This window comes from Bifidobacterium imperatoris, assembly GCF_002860405.1.
Taxonomy (GTDB): domain Bacteria; phylum Actinomycetota; class Actinomycetes; order Actinomycetales; family Bifidobacteriaceae; genus Bifidobacterium; species Bifidobacterium imperatoris.
On the sequence record NZ_NMWV01000001.1, the window covers coordinates 15,728 to 33,251 of the forward strand.

Annotated in this window: 14 protein-coding genes; 11 read left to right on the top strand and 3 right to left on the bottom strand. The window is 56.9% G+C overall.

What is annotated here, in order from left to right; genetic code table 11:
* Positions 1 to 15: 15 nt before the first annotated feature.
* The 5 genes from Tam1G_RS00095 to Tam1G_RS00115 all read left to right on the top strand — a co-directional run bounded on the left by Tam1G_RS00095 (position 16) and on the right by Tam1G_RS00115 (position 4,608).
* The gene (locus Tam1G_RS00095) at positions 16 to 888 is read left to right on the top strand and encodes a segregation and condensation protein A (protein ID WP_101624997.1); all 873 of its coding nucleotides are present in this window, start codon (positions 16 to 18) and stop codon (positions 886 to 888) included.
* A complete protein-coding gene (scpB, locus tag Tam1G_RS00100) occupies positions 888 to 1,547 on the top strand; it encodes an SMC-Scp complex subunit ScpB (protein WP_101624998.1) in 660 nt (219 codons plus the stop codon). The genes Tam1G_RS00095 and scpB overlap by 1 nt, the downstream gene beginning before the upstream one ends.
* A 124-nt stretch (positions 1,548 to 1,671) precedes the next feature.
* Positions 1,672 to 2,517, top strand: a complete 846-nt coding sequence (locus Tam1G_RS00105; protein ID WP_101624999.1) for an NUDIX hydrolase — start codon at positions 1,672 to 1,674, stop codon at positions 2,515 to 2,517.
* A 70-nt stretch (positions 2,518 to 2,587) separates the two neighbouring features.
* Positions 2,588 to 4,042 (top strand): purine-cytosine permease family protein, encoded by a 1,455-nt coding sequence (locus Tam1G_RS00110; protein WP_101625000.1) that lies wholly within the window; start codon positions 2,588 to 2,590, stop codon positions 4,040 to 4,042.
* A 2-nt stretch (positions 4,043 to 4,044) separates the two neighbouring features.
* Positions 4,045 to 4,608 carry an isochorismatase family protein gene (locus Tam1G_RS00115; protein ID WP_101625001.1) on the top strand — a complete coding sequence of 188 codons (564 nt, stop codon included), beginning with the start codon at positions 4,045 to 4,047 and terminating at the stop codon, positions 4,606 to 4,608.
* A gap of 69 nt (positions 4,609 to 4,677) precedes the next feature.
* Here the strand turns inward: Tam1G_RS00115 and Tam1G_RS00120 are convergent, their stop codons facing one another.
* Complete coding sequence (locus Tam1G_RS00120; RefSeq protein WP_101625002.1) at positions 4,678 to 7,560, bottom strand: CAP domain-containing protein; 2,883 nt, start codon at positions 7,558 to 7,560, stop codon at positions 4,678 to 4,680.
* 267 nt (positions 7,561 to 7,827) lie between these two features.
* Here Tam1G_RS00120 and typA point away from each other — a divergent pair, with 267 nt between their 5' ends.
* From typA to Tam1G_RS00145, 5 genes are all read left to right on the top strand, one after another.
* Positions 7,828 to 9,753 carry a translational GTPase TypA gene (gene typA / locus Tam1G_RS00125; RefSeq protein WP_101625003.1) on the top strand — a complete coding sequence of 642 codons (1,926 nt, stop codon included), beginning with the start codon at positions 7,828 to 7,830 and terminating at the stop codon, positions 9,751 to 9,753.
* Between the two features lie 133 nt (positions 9,754 to 9,886).
* Positions 9,887 to 10,297, top strand: coding sequence for an alcohol dehydrogenase (locus tag Tam1G_RS00130; protein WP_101625004.1), 411 nt, complete (start codon positions 9,887 to 9,889; stop codon positions 10,295 to 10,297).
* Between the two features lie 92 nt (positions 10,298 to 10,389).
* Positions 10,390 to 11,370 (top strand): prephenate dehydratase, encoded by a 981-nt coding sequence (locus Tam1G_RS00135; protein ID WP_101625005.1) that lies wholly within the window; start codon positions 10,390 to 10,392, stop codon positions 11,368 to 11,370.
* On the top strand, positions 11,364 to 12,365 hold the full coding sequence (locus Tam1G_RS00140) for a prephenate dehydrogenase (RefSeq protein ID WP_101625006.1): 1,002 nt from the start codon (positions 11,364 to 11,366) through the stop codon (positions 12,363 to 12,365). The genes Tam1G_RS00135 and Tam1G_RS00140 overlap by 7 nt, the downstream gene beginning before the upstream one ends.
* Before the next feature lie 104 nt (positions 12,366 to 12,469).
* Positions 12,470 to 12,727: a DUF6725 family protein gene (locus Tam1G_RS00145; RefSeq protein ID WP_101625054.1), complete on the top strand. Its 258-nt coding sequence runs from the start codon at positions 12,470 to 12,472 to the stop codon at positions 12,725 to 12,727.
* Positions 12,728 to 12,734: 7 nt separating this feature from the next.
* On the opposite strand, the gene Tam1G_RS00150 is transcribed toward Tam1G_RS00145, so the two are convergent.
* Together Tam1G_RS00150 and Tam1G_RS00155 are read right to left on the bottom strand one after the other, a co-directional pair.
* Positions 12,735 to 15,656, bottom strand: coding sequence for an ABC transporter permease (locus tag Tam1G_RS00150; RefSeq protein ID WP_101625007.1), 2,922 nt, complete (start codon positions 15,654 to 15,656; stop codon positions 12,735 to 12,737).
* The gene (locus Tam1G_RS00155) at positions 15,653 to 16,477 is read right to left on the bottom strand and encodes an ABC transporter ATP-binding protein (protein ID WP_101625008.1); all 825 of its coding nucleotides are present in this window, start codon (positions 16,475 to 16,477) and stop codon (positions 15,653 to 15,655) included. Before Tam1G_RS00155 ends, Tam1G_RS00150 begins: the two co-directional genes overlap by 4 nt.
* An 81-nt stretch (positions 16,478 to 16,558) precedes the next feature.
* Here Tam1G_RS00155 and Tam1G_RS00160 point away from each other — a divergent pair, with 81 nt between their 5' ends.
* Positions 16,559 to 17,509, top strand: coding sequence for a tyrosine recombinase XerC (locus tag Tam1G_RS00160; RefSeq protein WP_101625009.1), 951 nt, complete (start codon positions 16,559 to 16,561; stop codon positions 17,507 to 17,509).
* Positions 17,510 to 17,524 lie beyond the last annotated feature (15 nt).

The window sequence follows — 17,524 nt, forward strand, 5'->3', positions numbered from 1 at the left end:
TCTACTCGGTCGGTTATGAGCGACGCCGATTTCCAAGTTGCGCATGATAGAGCGCAGGAAGTAGTCAGCAAGGAGAGTGATGCCTCCGGATTCCAAGTGAGTCTGGAGGTATATTCCGGTCCGTTTGACGTGCTGTTGGGTTTGATCGCCAATAACAAACTTGAACTTACCGAGGTATCGCTTTCCTCGATTACCGAAGAATTTCTAGCGTATGTGCGCAAGCTCGATTTCACTAAGAACATGGATGAGGCTAGTGCGTTTCTTGATATCGCCTCCATATTGGTGGAGGCGAAAAGCGCGGCGATTCTGCCCGGCGATGAGGAGGAACGAGCGGACGAGCAGAGTCTCGAAGCATTGCGTGAGCGAGACCTTCTCTTCGCGCGTTTGATTCAATACCGTGCGTATAAGCAAGCGGCATCTGATTTTCGCGCGCGGATGGCTGCCAATTCCGGGCGTTTCCCGCACCCGGCGTATATGGATGATGCGATAGCGGCAATGCTGCCGGAACTGGTATGGACAATAACGCCCACGGATTTGGCCCGGCTGGCCGCGCAGGTGATTACCAATGCGCCGGCGTCTGAAGTCGCCGTACATCAACTTCATGTGCCATTGGTGGATTTACGTGCCCAATCCGCACTGGTGAGAAGCCGGCTGATGCATGCGCTACAGCATAATACTCAACAATCCGTGACATTCGCCGAACTGACTGAGGATTGCGCTTCCCGCCTGGAAGTAGTCGCGCGATTTATGGCAATACTGGTGTTCTTCAAACAAGGAGCCGTGCAATACCGGCAGAGTGGCCCATTTGAAGAGCTTGAATTACGTTGGGTTGCCGGTGTGGATGATGCCATGAGCGACGTGAATATATCTGAAGGAGATTTTGCCTGATGAACGATGAATCGCGTGCCGTGCTTCCGGAATTCACTGTTGATGATTTTCCGGGAGGTTTGCCCGCCTGTATTGAAGCCATTTTGATGGTGGCCGATCAGCCGCAAACCGCGGAAAGCATCGCACGGGTGCTCACCATCGATGCTGCGACGGTTGAACAAGCGTTGCAGGTATTGCAAGCGGAGTATGACGGATCATCTGAAGTTCAAGAGGCCAAGGCTCGCCCGCGCGGCTTTGAGCTCAGGCATACCGCACGAGGCTGGCAATTCGCCAATCGTGCGGTGTTCGAACCGGTAGTTTCCGCTTTTGTTACTGACGGACAAACCGCCAGACTCAGCCAGGCTGCTTTGGAAGCGCTCGCTATCGTGGCGTATAAGCAGCCGGTGACCCGCGCTCAGGTGGCGGCGATTCGCGGTGTCAACTCGGATGGCGTGATTCGCTCGTTGAGTATTCACGGGCTGATTAAGGAAAGCGGTGTGGATCCGGAAACGCGTGCCGCGCTGCTGATTACGTCTGAATTATTCCTTGAACGTATGGGGCTTGATTCGTTGGAACAGCTGCCATCGCTGGCTCCGTTCTTGCCATCGGCAAACGAAATGACGCAGCTTGCCAGGCAAACGAATGAGGTGGGGTCATCCACGGAGTCAACCATAGAGTGACCGACTTCTGTTAGTTATAGTCATTCTGACTAAAAGTAGTGCTATGCTGAGCAGTTAGGGGAAGGCTCCTGCGGGACTTGCGGCGACAGCCACAGTTCCGTGACCTTGAAGAAAGAAGCATGGCATGGGATTCGGCAACGTATCGGAACGTCGCAGCGCACCGCCGCAAGTCGGTGTTTCCGTGGTGATTCTTGCGCTTGGTCCCAGGGATGCTGATGATACTGGCACCACGCCCAATGCCGCGCATTCGCAGCTGTGGATGCCGCTGGTGAAGCGTGTGCGTCAACCCTTCATGGGCTCTTGGGCCTTGCCGGGCGGCCATTTAAGAGCCGATCGATCTCTTGAACAGTCGGCGTTTGCAGCATTGGAATCCACCACGGCATTGCATCCGCGCTATCTGGAGCAGCTCTACACGTTCGGCGATCCCGATCGATCCCACGGCGGATTGCCGATGGTATCCATCGTGTACTGGGCTTTGGTTGAGCAAAGCGAAGCCGCGGCTTTTGAGGATGGCGACAACGTGCGATGGTTCCCAGAGCATGATCTGCCTCAGCTGGCGTTCGACCATCGGGCCATCATCGAATATGCATTGGAGCGACTGCGCTCCAAAATCGAATATTCCGATGTGGCAACTCGACTACTGGGGCCAACGTTCACGTTGCGTCAGTTACATGATGTATATGAGGCCATCGCCGGGCAAAGCATTGATTTGGCGAATTTCCGCCGCAAAATGCTAGCTTCGGGAGATTTGGAAGACACGGGAGAAAAACGCCGTGAAGGTCGGCAGCGGCCGGCTGCAGTATATCGGTACGTTCCCAAAGAACCGGTGAACGATACTGTGCAGCGGTCAGGAATTCCCGGCTCTCCGAGCGCGTATTCCGGCAATCATACAGTCGCTTCTCTGGAGCCCCGACACAATGCTGCTCATGATGATGCATTGGCGCCGCTTACCCCCTCCGCACAGAGATAACCGAACATACACAACATTTTCGATTCAAGTCGAATGAATCAATAATCAAACCAAGAGAAGAAGGTTCACTATGAGTGACACCAAGGAGAAGAGCTCCGCGCTCTCCGTGGAGGAGCAGGGCATCGACACCATTGCCGAGTCCGACCGCCACGGCAGTCCGAAGGACCTATTCTGGCCCTGGTTCGCAGCCAATATTTCCGTGCTCGCCATGTCATACGGCGCATGGGCACTTGGCTTCGGCATTTCGTTCTGGCAGGCAACGCTTGCCGCAATCCTCGGCATTGTTGTCTCCTTCCTGCTGGTGGGCATCGTATCCATTGCCGGCAAGCGCGCCAACGCTCCGACGATGGTTATCACTCGTGCCACCTTTGGTGTGGAAGGCGCTAAGGTGCCGTCCGTGTTGAGCTGGATTGCCACGCTCGGTTGGGAAATCTCTTTGACCACCACTGCTGTGCTGGCACTCGCCTCCACATTCCAGCGTCTCGGTTGGGGTTCCGGCGCCGCGCCGAAGATTATCTCCACCATCATCGTGGTTGGTCTGGTGGTCGTGGCCGGTATCTTCGGTTACGACCTCATTATGAAAGCGCAGCAAGCCATCACCATCATCAGCGGTGTGGTGACCATTGGCTTCTTGATTCTCGGCTGGTCGCACATTGATTTCGCCGCTGTGGGCGCTTCGCAGGCCGGCTCCGCTCCGTCCGTACTTGGCGCGTTCCTGTTTGTGATGACCGGATTCGGTTTGGGCTGGGTGAATGTGGCCGCCGATTATTCCCGCTACCTGCCGCGTAAATCCTCTAACGCAGGCATTGTATTCTGGTCCACCTTTGGTGCGTCGCTCGCTCCGGTGCTGCTGGTGATCTACGGTGGTTTGCTTGCCGTCTCCAACCAGAAGTTGTCTGATGCAGTGGGCAATGATCCGATTGGTGCTATGGCTTCTATTCTGCCGACTTGGTATCTGGTGCCGTTCACGCTGGTGGCTGTGCTGGGTCTTATGTCTGGCGCCATTATGGATAACTATTCCAACGGTCTTGCTTTGCTGAGCTTCGGCATCAAGCTGCCGCGCGTGGCCGCCGCTGGCTTGACCGCAGCGTTGACCGTGCTCGGCGTGGTGTATGTGACCTTCTTCTCCGATACCTTCATCGGTCCGTTCCAAGGCTTCCTGATTACGCTCGGTGTGCCTATGGCCGTGTGGACCGGTCTGTTCATCGCCGATGTGCTGCTGCGCAAAAAGGATTACAACACCGACGACCTGTACAAGGCTGATGGTCGTTACGGCGCATGGAATGTGAAGTCCTTGGTAATTCTCGTGGTCGGCACGCTGCTCGGCTGGGGTCTTGTGGTCAACACGTCCGCCAGCTGGCTGGAATGGCAAGGCTACTTCCTCGGCCTCTTCGGTGGCAAGGATGGTGCTTGGGCATCCGCCAACCTCGGCGTGATTGTGGCATTGGTTATCGGCTTCGTGGGCGCACTGATTTTCCAGCGTGGTGACATTGCCGCTCAGGAAGCACAGGATAAGGAGAACTAATTATGACTGTTCCATCCGATGAATGGCTGGTGGTTATCGACCGTCAGAAGGTGTTCGCTGAATCCGATTGGTCCGATTGGGCTTGCCCGGACGGCTCCTTCCACGCCACGGATGCCGCGTTCAAAGTTCTTGCCGAAGCCTATGGTGACCATGTGGTGTACACCCGGTATGTGGCTCCAACTCCGGCACAGGATGCGTGGATTGATTACTTCAAGGATTGGCCGCAGTTCCTAGTGCCTCCGGATGATCCTATGTATGACTTGACTCAGGATACTGCCGCGCTCGCAGCCGGTCATCCTATTGTCAGCCGCGATACGTTCGGCAAGTGGGGGAGTGAGCTCGCTCAAGCCATTGGTGGAGCCAAGAAGATTGCTGTGTGCGGTGTGGCCACTGATTGCTGCGTGGTTACCACTGCGCTTGCCGCAGCTGATGCCGGTGTTGCCGTGCGCGTGGCAGCAGACGCTTGCCAAGGTTCAAGCCCTGAGAACCATCAGCGTGCTCTTGATACGATGGCTCTGTTTGCTCCGCTCATCACCATCACCGATTCTGCTGAAATCCTCGGCTGATTCGATATATAAGTAATGCCCTTGTGCTGCCTGTTGACTGGCGGCACAAGGGCATTACTGTATTAATGGCTACTTAGAAAGATGCCATCCTTCCGCATGCTTGGCGGCGCGTACGCGGGTGAGCACGCATCCGGCTCCAGCAAGGGTGAGAATTGCGGTGAGGGTGAGAATGGTGCTCGTGTCACTGCCGGTGTTGGACAGGGTCTCAGCCTTCTTCTTGGCGGCATTCGCCTTCTGCTGTGCCTGGTCGGCCTTCTGTTGGGCTTCCTGCTGCTTCTTCTGCTCCTCCTGGGCCTGCTTGTCGGCTTCGGCCTGGGCCTTCTTGGCGGCGGCGAGCTCGGCGTCGGCGGCATCCTTGTCCGTCTTGGCCGTGTCATACGTGGCTTTGGCGGTCTCATAGGCGGCGTCCGCCTTGGCCTTGGCCTCGTTGGCGGCCGTCAGCCTGGCGTTCGCCTCCGTGAGGGCGGCTTCGGCCTTGGCGAGACGATCCGGGGCGGCGGTGTACCAGGCGATGGTGCTCTCCGCCTCATCCTTCGTCTTCACCGCCTGGTCGTGCGTGGCCTTCGCGGTCTCGTACGCCTGCTTGGCCGCATCCACCTTGGCTTGTGCGGCATCAAGCTTGGCCTGAGCGTCCTTCACTTGGCTGTCGGATGCGTCCTTCGCCGTCTGGGCCGTCTTCAAAGCGGTTTCGGCCTCCGTCTTCGCCTGTTTCGCGGCCTGGAGCTCCTTGCCGGCCTCGGCCTTCGCTTCGGAAGCGTCCTTGATCTCCTGCTCGGCGGCCGTCTTATCCGACTGGGCCTTCGCGATGCTCGCGTCCGCCGAATCCACGGCGGCTTGAGTGTCCTTCACCTTCCGGTCGGCGGCATCCACCTTGGCCTGAGCGTCCTTCTGGGCGTTCGCCGCCGTATCGGAATCCGCCTGGGCGGCTGCGGTCGCCTGCTTCGCGGTCTCGTACGCGCTGTTGGCCTGATCCTGCTCCTTGCGGGCCTGCTCCAACGCGTGGGCCTTGTCTCCCTGAGCCTTCACCGCCTCGTCGTACGCGGCCTGCGCCTCCTTCGCCTTGGCGGCGAGCTGGTCGGCCTTCTCCTGCGCGGCCTTCGCCTCGGCGGCCGCCTTGTCGGCGGCGGATTTCGCTTCGGCGAGCTTGTCGGCGGCGGTCTGCGCGGCCTTGGCTGCCTGCTCGGACTTCGACAGGGCATCCCGGTACGTGGAGTCGGCGTTCGTCAACGATGCCTTGTAGTCGGTGAGATCCTTGAGATACGCGTCCACGTCCATGACACGACCCGCATCCATGCCGATGAAGCGCTCCTGGCCGAACATCTGGCCGTGCACGGTCAGAATACCGGCCTGTCCCACGCCGAAACCGGTGATGGTGTGATTCTTATAGATGAGGTTGGTGTAGTGGCCGTAATCGCAGTCGGTGATGGTCTTGCCGTCGGAGTCTTTGCAGTCGAGCACCCCGTCGGTCATGTCACGCTCATAACCGGCCTTCTCCTCCGTGTACCAGCCGTCGAACGGATCCGAATACCCCCATGCCAGATTCTCGGAACCCGCATACTGATTCGGATGGTTGATGTTGTCGAACGCGTAGTCCACGTCGGCCATCGACATGGCCATCAGCGTGTCCGACACCTTCACCGGTTTCACGCCCTCCTTGGCGCGCAGCTCGTTCGCTTCCTGAATCCACTTGACCGCGGCGATCATGTTGTCCAACGTGGTCGCGTCACCCTTCGCGCCGTTATGCACGTAGTCCAGATACTTGGTGACCGTCGGGTCGGTCAACACCTTGACGGCCTGATCCGCGCCCTTGTCGCCGAAGTAGGCGACCGCGCCCTGGCTGAGCTTGGCCTGTGCCTGGTCGGCGAACTCCTTCTTCGCGGCCGCATCCTTCGCGGCCTGATCGGCGGCTTGCTGCTTCGCCGTCGCATCGGCACCCGTCGCGTCCGCCGTATCGTTCGCCGCCTTGGCTGCGGCTTCGGCCTTGGCCTGTGCGGCCTTGGCCTGGGTCGCGGCATCCTGCGCGGCCTTCAACTGCGCGGCCAGGTCCGAGAGTCCGCCGTCATCCTTGGACAGCTGCTCGACCTTCGCATCCGCCTTATCCTTCGCGCTCTTGGCGGCGGCCTCCGCCTTCCTGGCGGCGTCCAATTTGGCCTGCGCGTCCTTGACGGCCTGATCGGCGGCCTTCTTGTCGCCGGTCGCCGTGGACTGCGCCTGCTTGGCGGCATCCAAATCCTTCTGCGCGGCGGTCTTGGCGGCCTGCGCCTGCTTCAACGCGGCCTCCGCCTTATCGGCCTTCGACTGGGCCGCGGTGAGCGACTGGCCGGCCTTGTCGGCCTTCTCCTGTGCGGCCGTCTCATCCTTCGAAGCCGCATCCACAGCGGCCTGCGCCTTGTCGGCCTCCTGCTGATGCTTGTCGGATTCGGCCTGCGCCTTGTTCTTCGCATCTTGGGCCGTCTGCTTCTCCGACTCGGCGGCGGTCTTGTCCTGCTGGGCCTGGTTCATCGCATCCTGCGACTGCTTGATTGCATTCTGTGCGTCCTGGACCGCCTGCTGGGCCTGTTCGATCTTCGCGGGGGCGTCCTGAACATCCTGCTGCGCCTGCGACTGGTCGGCCTGCGCCTTGTCGGCCGCCTGCTGGGCCTGGGTCTGCTGGGTTGCCGCCTGCTGCTGCGCCGAAGCGGCCGCATCAAGATTCTGCTTCGCCGACTCCAACGCACTTGCCGCCGCATCCGCCTTCGCCTGGGCCTCCGTCACCGAAGTCGGAGCCGCCTGCTGCGCCTGCTGGACGCTCTCCTGAGCGGTGTTCACCGCATCCTGAGCCTGGCTGATTGCCTGCGAGGCAGTGTCCTGCTGGGTGCTTGCCGTCTCATCGGCCATAGCCACAGCCGGAGCGGCCAATGTAGCCAACGTAGCAACAGTAGCTATCGTTGCTTTTGTTGCAGTATGAGCCATAATGAACCTCTTTCTCACTTAGACCTCTATGTCTAATTGCCAAAATTATCGGGGGTGCGTGGGGGGGGGGCTACTTGCCGTTCAATATTTGGAATCTATATCATTGATTTTTTGAAGTAAGCGAGATCTCGGCATGTGTCAAGATGTGCCGGTACACTCGTGACGGTTTGTGTGTAAGTACAGGGAAAACAAAACCCATTAGATAAGTACATAAGTACGCAAGTACCGAACGATTACGCAAAAGAATCAGTATTAAGAGAGGTTTCGATGGCGGTTCGTGGAGATATCCGTAATGTGGCTATTGTGGCTCACGTCGATCACGGCAAGACCACCTTGGTCAATGCCATGCTTCAGCAGTCCCACGTGTTCAACGAGCGTGAGGAAGTCCCGGATCGTGTGATGGACTCCAACGATCTCGAGCGCGAGAAGGGCATCACCATCCTCGCCAAGAACACGGCTGTGGAATACACCGGCCCGCTGGCTGCCAAGTATGGCCACCCGGATGACATCACCCTGAACATCATCGACACCCCTGGCCACGCCGACTTCGGCGGTGAAGTGGAGCGCGGCATCTCTATGGTCGATGGTGTTGTGCTGCTCGTAGACGCCTCCGAAGGTCCGCTGCCGCAGACTCGTTTCGTGCTGCGTAAGGCTTTGGAAGCCAAGCTGCCGGTCATTCTGTGCGTGAACAAGGTTGATCGTCCAGATGCCCGTATCGATGAGGTCGTTTCCGAATCCACCGATTTGCTGTTGGGCCTCGCTCAGGACGTTGTCGAGGAAGGCATCGACCTCGATCTCGACCACCTGCTCGACCTGCCGGTCGTCTACTGCGCCGCCAAAGCCGGTTACGCCTCCACCAACCAGCCGGAGAACGGTGCTCTGCCGGACAACGACAACCTTGAGCCGCTGTTCGAAGACATCATCAAGTACATTCCGGCTCCGGAATACGAGGAAGGCGCACCGCTGCAGGCACATGTGGCCAACATCGACTCCTCTGACTTCCTTGGCCGACTCGGCCTGGTCCGCATCTACAACGGCACCCTCGAGAAGGGCAAGACCTACGGTCTGAGCCGTGTGGATGGCTCCATCGAGAACTTCCGCGTTGCCGAACTGCTGCGCACTCAGGGCCTTGAGCGTACCCCCGTGGCCTCCGCTGGTCCTGGCGACATCGTGGCAGTCGCCGGCGTGAACGACATCATGATCGGTGAAACCATCGTCGATCCCAACGATCCGAAGCCGCTGCCGCTGATTCACGTTGACGACCCGGCCATCTCCATGACCTTCGGTGTCAACGATTCCCCGCTGGCCGGCACCGAAGGCAAAGATCACAAGCTCACCGCCCGCATGATCAAGGATCGTCTGGACCGCGAACTCATCGGTAACGTGTCCATCAAGGTGCTGCCGACCGATCGTCCTGACGCTTGGGAAGTTCAGGGCCGTGGCGAGCTGGCACTGGCTGTGCTGGCCGAGCAGATGCGTCGTGAAGGCTACGAGCTGACCGTTGGCCGCCCGCAGGTGGTCACCAAGAAGATCGATGGCGTGGTCAACGAGCCTATGGAAAGCACCACCATCGACGTGCCGGAAGAGTACATGGGTACGGTCACCCAGCTCATGGCCGATCGTAAGGGTCGTATGGACTCCATGTCCAACCACGGTTCCGGTTGGGTGCGTCTGCAGTTCACCGTGCCGTCCCGCGGTCTGATTGGCTTCCGCACCGCACTGCTGTCCGCCACCCGCGGCACCGGCATCGCATCCTCCATCTCTGCCGGTTACGCTCCGTGGGCTGGCCAGATCGTGACTCGTCAGAACGGTTCTATGGTTTCCGACCGTCAGGGCGTCGCCACTCCGTACGCCATGCAGCGCCTGCAAGCTCGCGGCAACTTCTTCGTCGAGCCGCAGTCCCCGGTCTACGAAGGCCAGGTTGTGGGCGTGAACAACAAGCCCGACGAACTGGATGTGAACATCACGCTGGCCAAGCACATGACCAACATGCGTTCCTCCACCGCCGACGTGCTGGAAACCCTGACCCCGCCGATCAAGATGAGCCTCGAAGAGTCCCTGGACTTCGCCAACGAGGACGAGTGCGTGGAAGTGACCCCGGAGTCCATCCGCGTGCGCAAGATCATCCTCGGCCGTGAAGACTGGTACAAGTGGCGCGCCAAGCAGCGTCGTCAGAACAATCAAACTAAGTAGTTTGATTGTTCTGACGACGCTGCCTTCGCGGATGCCCTATGGTGGCATCCGCTCACCTCGGCTACGAACAGTCCACTGGACTGTTCGTTTAACGCCTCGGCATCGTCAAAATAACCAGACTAAGTAAGGTGAGATGAAACCTTGGTCGCATAGGCAGAGCGCGTTGGTCAGAGCGGTAATTACGATCTTGGCCGGCGCGCTTGCCGCGTTTGTGGGTACGTTCGCGCATCGTATGGGCGCGGACATGAATATTCCATACGGGTTGCTGCTTGCCTTTGCGCTCGTTATCCTTTCCTCGTGGTGTGCGCGTGCGCGTCTCGGTGTCACCGGCTTGGCATTGCATCTTATTACTTCTTCGATGACCGCATGGGGACTTGCCTTGACCACAACATCCGGTAAAGCGTTGATAGTAGCCGGATTCCAAGGTGATATGCCATACTTCACCCAGCATGCCGGGTATATCTGGCTGTATGGCATCGTAATCATTCAGGTTGTGCTATTGGTGTTACCCGCCCGCTGGTTCGTCATTCCTGCAAAACACTGACGCCCCGCGTTTTGGTGATGACTTTCCCAGAAATACCGTGTTCCTGAAATTGCGGTGCAGGAGCAGCATCTCACCCGCTACGATAGAGCGTTATGGCGCGCATACAACTGTATTATCTCGGTCCGGAAGGCACATTCACCCATCAGGCGGCAATGACGGCTGCCGAACAGTTCGCCCCTATGGCGGATTTTGATCTTATCCCGCTGCCTGACGTACCGGCAATTATGAATGCTGTGCAATCGCGTCAAGGTTGGGGTGTGATTGCGTGGGAAAACAACGTTGAAGGTTACGTGGTTCCGAATCTGGACGCATTGATCGATTCCACCGATGTAGCAGGTTTCACCAGAGTCAGTGTGGATGTGGCATTCAACGCGTTCACGGTGAAAGGCCATGCTATTTATGATTGCGTCGGTCAGCCGGTGAGCGCGCATCCGCACGGCCTCGCACAATGCACGAAATTCATTGCGGAGCATCATCTCAAGCCTAAGCCGGCATCATCCAACGCCGCCGCTTGCCGTGATTTGCAACCTGGCCAAGTGGCACTTGGCCCAAGCATTTGTGGCAAACTTTACGATCTTGACGTGCTTGGCGAACATGTGCAGGATTTTAACGGTGCAAGGACCGATTTCTTGGTTATTGCACCTCGCGACGTTGTGCAGGAGCTCAATGCTCGCGCCCGGCATGGCAATGCGACTGATTTTGAGACCATCATCACCTTCATCCCATTAGCCACGGGGCCAGGAGTCGTGGCCAATATACTTGATATTCTGCGCGTTGCAGGATTGAACATGACCAGTTTCATGTCCCGACCTATCAAAGGTCATGATGGCACGTATAGCTTCATCGATACGTTGGATGCTGCTCCCTGGGAGCCTCGATTCCAAAAGGTGCTGGAAATCTTGGCCATGAAGGGTATTTGGATGAAGACTTTGGCTGTTTATCCTCGCCGTGAACGTCCGAATCCGCCCGTGGATGCATGGATGTTGCCCGAAGGCGGCATTCATATTGATGCGGAACATACGCCAGATGGCTGGCAGCATACTGAGAGCGTAAGAAAGGAACTGTTGTGGTAGATACAGTTGGCATTGTGGGACTCGGTCTCATCGGTGGATCCCTGGCCAGACGTTTAGCTCAGCGTGGCATCAGGGTAGTGGCATGGAATCACCGGCCGCATCCGTATGCTCAGGCCGAAGCGGATGGCATCTACTGCAAGAGCACTCTTGCCGAGCTGATGAGCGCGGAGCCTGATGTGGTAGTGCTGTGCAATCCTTTGAAAGCGATGCCTGCCATCCTCGCTGAACTCAAGCCATTATTGGCCAAATCTCCTCGCACCACGCTTACCGATGTCGGCTCGGTCAAAGGCATGGTTCGCGATCAGGTCAAGGCTGCGGGATTGGGGGAGTGCTATGTGGGTGCTCACCCAATGGCCGGCAATGAGCTTTCCGGCTGGCAAGCCGCCGACCCGCATCTCTACGATGATGCACTCTGGGCAGTGACCGTGGATGAAGATACGTCATACAACCGTTTCTACACAGTGGCCGCCATGATTACGCATGATGTGGGCAATAGAATCATTGTGCTTGACGATGAAACCCACGATAAAGGCGCTGCGATGATTTCGCACATGCCCCATGTGGTTTCTACTGCGTTGATTAACGAACTGTCCGCCAATCCGGATCGTAATGTCGCTGCGGCACTGGCTGCTGGCTGCTGGCGCGACATGACTCGTGTGGCGCTCACTGACCCTGACCGTACACGGGCTATGGTCGAGGAGGATGCCCTGAACGTGGAAGTTTTGCTGCGCCGCATGGCCGCACGACTTACCGCAGTGGCCGATCAGCTTCATGACAATGATTCCGACGCTCTCAAGGAATTCTTTGCCGCAGGTAACCCGTTCCGCCGTTATAAGGCTGCAATCAATGCTGGGGATGCGTTCAATCGGCAGGAGCTGGAAATCCCGGAACGAGGATGGCAGCAGACGCTGTTGTTCTCAGCCAGACGAGGTGAAGCGATTACCGGTTTCGTCAATCTTCAGCAGGCGATCATTGAACTGCGTCCTGCAATATAGCCGCGCGTTAAAGCCGTATCGCGATCAATAGGCGTACAGTGGAATACGTGATCGCGATACGTCAGCGTTGACGATGCGAATAGCACAGATAGGGGATGATTACCATGACGTTGCCAAGACAGATTCCGGTAGGTGCTCGCGTGGTAGTACGCATTACCGATGGTGTGGATCCAGAAGATGGGCGTATGAAATTCCGTGACTATGTAGGTCATGTGACTTCATGGGATGGATACACGCTAGAGATGGTGCGCGATCCTGCAGCCAATGGTTCGCGCCCAGCACAAAACGTAATCATCCATCAGGAGCAGATTGCCACGTTGAAGCCGGTACCGGAGCGTCCGAAGCAACATCCTCGCCCGTAGCCGGTTGCTACTCAGCAGCTACGGCATCCAGTACCGGTTGCTTCAGTGCGCGAGAGGCAGGGGAGACGGAGGCAATAAGACCCACCAGAATCGACAGCACAAGGAATACGCCCAGTTGATTCCACGGGATACTCAATGCCGATAGACCATTGGCCTCATAGACAGCGCGGATGACCACGCCTGCTGCCACGCCGACTACCATGCCTAGTACTGTGCCGAACACCGCGATAATCGACGCTTCAATGCCGAGCATGCCACGTACTTGTGCACGCGACGTGCCTATGGCTCGAAGCAAGCCGATTTCTTTGGTGCGCTCGGAGACGGACAAAGCCAGCGTATTCACAATGCCGAAGATTGCAATCACAATCGATAGTGCCAACAAGGCATACAACACCAGCAAAATTTGATCGACCATCGAACTCATTGTGGATTTGAATTCGTCTCGATCCTGCACGTTCACCACATAATATGGTTTTACAGCCTTAATCAATCGTGTTTTCAGTACATTGATATTGGCGCCGTGCTTTGCATTAATGAACAACATGATGGTGAACATCGTGTACTGATTCGCGATCTTGCCCGCCGCATCATCGTTCATCAACACCATCGAACGATAAATGGAATTCTCAATAATGGCACCGATCTTCATCGTGACATGCGTTGTTTCGGTTTTGGTTTTCACCAAAGTCGCCGGATCGACGTTCTGCGCATCCTCGGCAGCCTTCTGTGCCTCAGCTGATTTCGCCTGAGCTCCCGCCGTGTCTCCTGCAGCCAGCAATCGCTGCGCCTCGGCGGTAAGACCATCAATATTCGCCTTGACCTGCGCCTGATAATCAGCTTGAGCCTTGGCCGTGGCCTCCTTATCGACCACCACCTGCTGCCCGTTGACTTTGACCGTGTCACCAACCTTCCAGCCGTTGTCTTTTGCAACCTGCAGGCCGACCACCAATTCGCCATTTCGCAATGCTGTATTCGCATCGCCCGAATTGGTTACCGGGGCAAACACTTTCGTGAACAGGGAAGGCTGCTCTGCAAACGTCATCGCAACAGTTGCCTTATCACCGGAACCATAGGTCACGTTCATAAGCATCCGGCTTTGCGATACCGTGCCCACACCCTTGGTTTTCTTAATCGCAGCTATTGCATCATCTGGAATCTGCCCACTGGAGACTGACATGGCAGAAAAATCGGATTGAAGACCTGAATCCACAATGCCGGCCACCGAAGCCTTCGCCGAAGCGGCTACCACACTCAGACAGCTGACGATGGCCACGCCAACGAATAATGCAGCCGCAGTGTTTGCAGTACGGCGTTTGCCACGCGAAAGATTGCGTGTGGCAAGTTTGCCGGTGACGGTGAACACATGCGTGGGAATCCAACCGAGCACAGCGCTCGTAGGAGTCACCAAAGCGGGAGCAAGCACAATCACACCAATGACCACCAAACCTGCGCCTATGCCCAAAGGCCAACCGGTGCCAAGTGATTTGACGCCATCGTTGAACCAGCTCCAGTCAGACACGGCAACATCGGCATCATTAGCCCAAGCGATACGCCAGCATAACAGCCATGCCAAGGAACCTAAGACAATCATCACCGTGCCGATAATGCCGCGTGGCCAGACCGGCTTCTCCGGGTTGACGGTTTCATTCATCGCTTGAATCGGCGGTGCTGTCGCTGCACGGCGAGCCGGCAACGATGCACCAACGAACGTAACTAGAACGCCTACGATTAAGCCGATCAGCATATCGGAAATGCTGGGATCCACCGCGCCGGTCATCGGCGTGCCCATGTGCGCCATCAGCGCCACAATGCCTTTGACCATGAGCCAGCCCAATCCTATGCCGATACCGGAGCCGACCAAACCGAGCAGAATGGCTTGCACGGCTACCGTGATGAACACTTGGATAGGGGAGGCGCCGATAGAGCGCAACAGCGCATAACCGCGCATCGATTCACGCACGATCATCGAGAACGTGTTCGTAATAATGAACGAACCAACAAACAAGGCGATAATCGCGAAAATAAGAATCAGCGGCTGAATAAAGCCCAATGCTTTCTTAGTGCTTGCGGCATTATCGTCGCGCACACTCTGGCCGGTCACCGCCACCGCATGCGCATCGGACGGCAATGCGGCATTAATGCTATCGGCCAGCGTTTGCTGCTGCGCTACATTCAATGGTTGGCCGCCCGCAGCCGAACCATATACGGTCAGATACCGGGCAGTGCCCACCTGCCCAGACTGCTGTTGAAAATACTCTTTCGCGGTCTGAGGATTCAGACCAATGATGATGGCCCCAGCCTGAGAAGACGCAGTGGAAAAAATACCGACCACATGCACGTCGGCTGGACCATCCGGATACACGATTTTCGTGGTGTCGCCGACCTTGAGACCGGCGCTCTCGGCCGCGAACGTGTGCAACGTGATTTCGTCTTTGGCTTTGGCCCAGCGCCCCTGCGTAAGGGTAGCCGAACGCCAAGTACCTTTCGCCAATCCCATGCCAACGGTCACGCCGCCCGTGGTGGAGACGGCATTATCGTCTTTGCCCACCAGCACCAGACCATTCACCTCATACACAGCTTCGGCGGTATCCACGCCTGTTACGCCGTTGATGGTGTCTACCAGATCAATATCGATGCGATTGTAGTTTTTCGACTCTGCCGACGTTGAATTCGAGCTTGAACTCGAGCCGGAACCTGAATCGGAAGAAGCTCCAAACGTTGCGGACGTGGAATCCTTCTGTTCCTTGTTGCCGCGCACATAGACGTCGGCATCGGAATTCGAGGCCATCATCTGATCGACCTGATTATTCATCATTTCGCGGAAACAGAACGAGCCAACCACGAAACTCACGCCTAATGCAATGGCGATGATGGACATCACGAACCGTCCGAAGTGCGCGCGGGCATCGCGCAAGCCAATGATGATCATGCGTGGCTCTCCTGCGTCATATGCGCTGCATTAGTGGAGTCGTTGCCAGCATCAGCGTCATCGGCGAATACCTCAAGAATTTGCTCATACGTAGGATGATGCAAATCCTGAGTGATATGGCCATCCGCCAAAACAAGCACACGATCGGCATAGGAGGCGGCACGAGGATCATGAGTCACCATCACAATCGACTGCCCATACTCGTGCACGGACTGCTTCAAAAAGCCCAGTACCTCACGGCTGGAGCGAGAATCCAGATTGCCGGTAGGTTCGTCGGCAAAAATCACGGACGGGCGAGCCATCATCGCGCGGGCACAAGCCACGCGCTGCTGCTGGCCGCCGGAAAGCTGGCTTGGACGATGATCGAGACGTCGTTCAAGACCCACCACCTTGACCACTTGTTTGAACCATTTGCGGTCAATCGGCTTTTTCGCAATCTGTAATGGCAGCAGAATATTCTCCTCGGCGCTGAGGGTGGGAACCAGATTGAAGGATTGGAAGATGAAACCAATCTGTTCGCGCCGCAGATTGGTCAATTGGCGCTGGTTCATTGAGGAAACTTCCAATCCCTCAACAATCACTCTGCCGCTTGTAGGCTGGTCAAGCCCAGCCATGCAATGCATCAGCGTGGATTTGCCTGATCCGGAGGGCCCCATAATAGCGGTCATATGGCCACGCTCGAATTCCACGTTCACATGGTCCAACGCCACGACTTGATTGTCCGCATCACCGTAGATTTTTGTCAGATCAATAGCCCTAGCCACCACATGATCCTGCTGATCGATGACGTTCTTCCTGCCGCGCGCGCTGTGCCGTGCCATAATGCCCCAATCCGTTTCGTTGAATTACGCTCTATAGTTTATCCAACGAGTGATTTCAGCATAAGGGAGGCGTTCGCCAGCATGCATTTCGAACAGCATATTGACGCCTTTATCAATCACTTGAAAGCGAATAAAGGACTTTCGGCAAATACGCTGAAAGCGTATCGCAGTGATATCGAATCATGTTTAGCCTTATTCGTACGCCGCGGAGTAAGTGATCTTAATGAGATAACCCTCGATGATTTACGCAGCTGGATGGCTTCGGAATCGCGTAATCATGCAAGAAGCAGTATGGCGCGCAAAACCGTGGCCGTACGCGGGTTTTTCTCTTGGGGATATGAACACGGAATAATGCGCACCAATCAGGCGGCCACATTACTGACCCCTTCCATTCCCAACACGCTGCCATCGGTGCTTACCGAGGTACAAGCCGAGCAACTCATGGATCAGGCGGATGCTGACGATGCCAGTGTCGATGAGGCTGACTCCAACAACAATAACGAAACCGGGCTTGAAGTGCGCATGCGTGCCGAAACCCAGCGCAATACTGCGATTCTTGAATTGCTCTACGCCACGGGCATTCGTATTGCGGAGTTGATAGCACTGAATGTTCATGACGTGGATTTCGCCAATCGCACTATCAAAGTCACCGGCAAAGGCAACAAACAGCGCGTGGTGCCCTTCGGAGCTCCGGCAATGCGGGCTCTTGAAATCTGGTTGGTGGAAGGGCGAGCCAAACTCGAAAACCTGAATTCAGCGGATGCACTATTCCTCGGCGCTCGCGGTGGACGGCTAAATCAACGTGTGGCTCGCGACGTAGTGCATAAGGCAGCGCAAGAAGCCGGAGTTCCGGACATTAGTCCGCATGCGTTGCGCCACTCGGCGGCTACGCACATGCTGGATGGGGGAGCGGACTTGAGAGAGGTTCAGGAATTGCTTGGTCATGCTTCGCTGAAAACCACGCAGCGGTACACGCATGTTTCCATTGAACAGCTGAAGACTCGATATGTGCAGGCCTTCCCCCGAGCATAACCGACCTGACCAAAA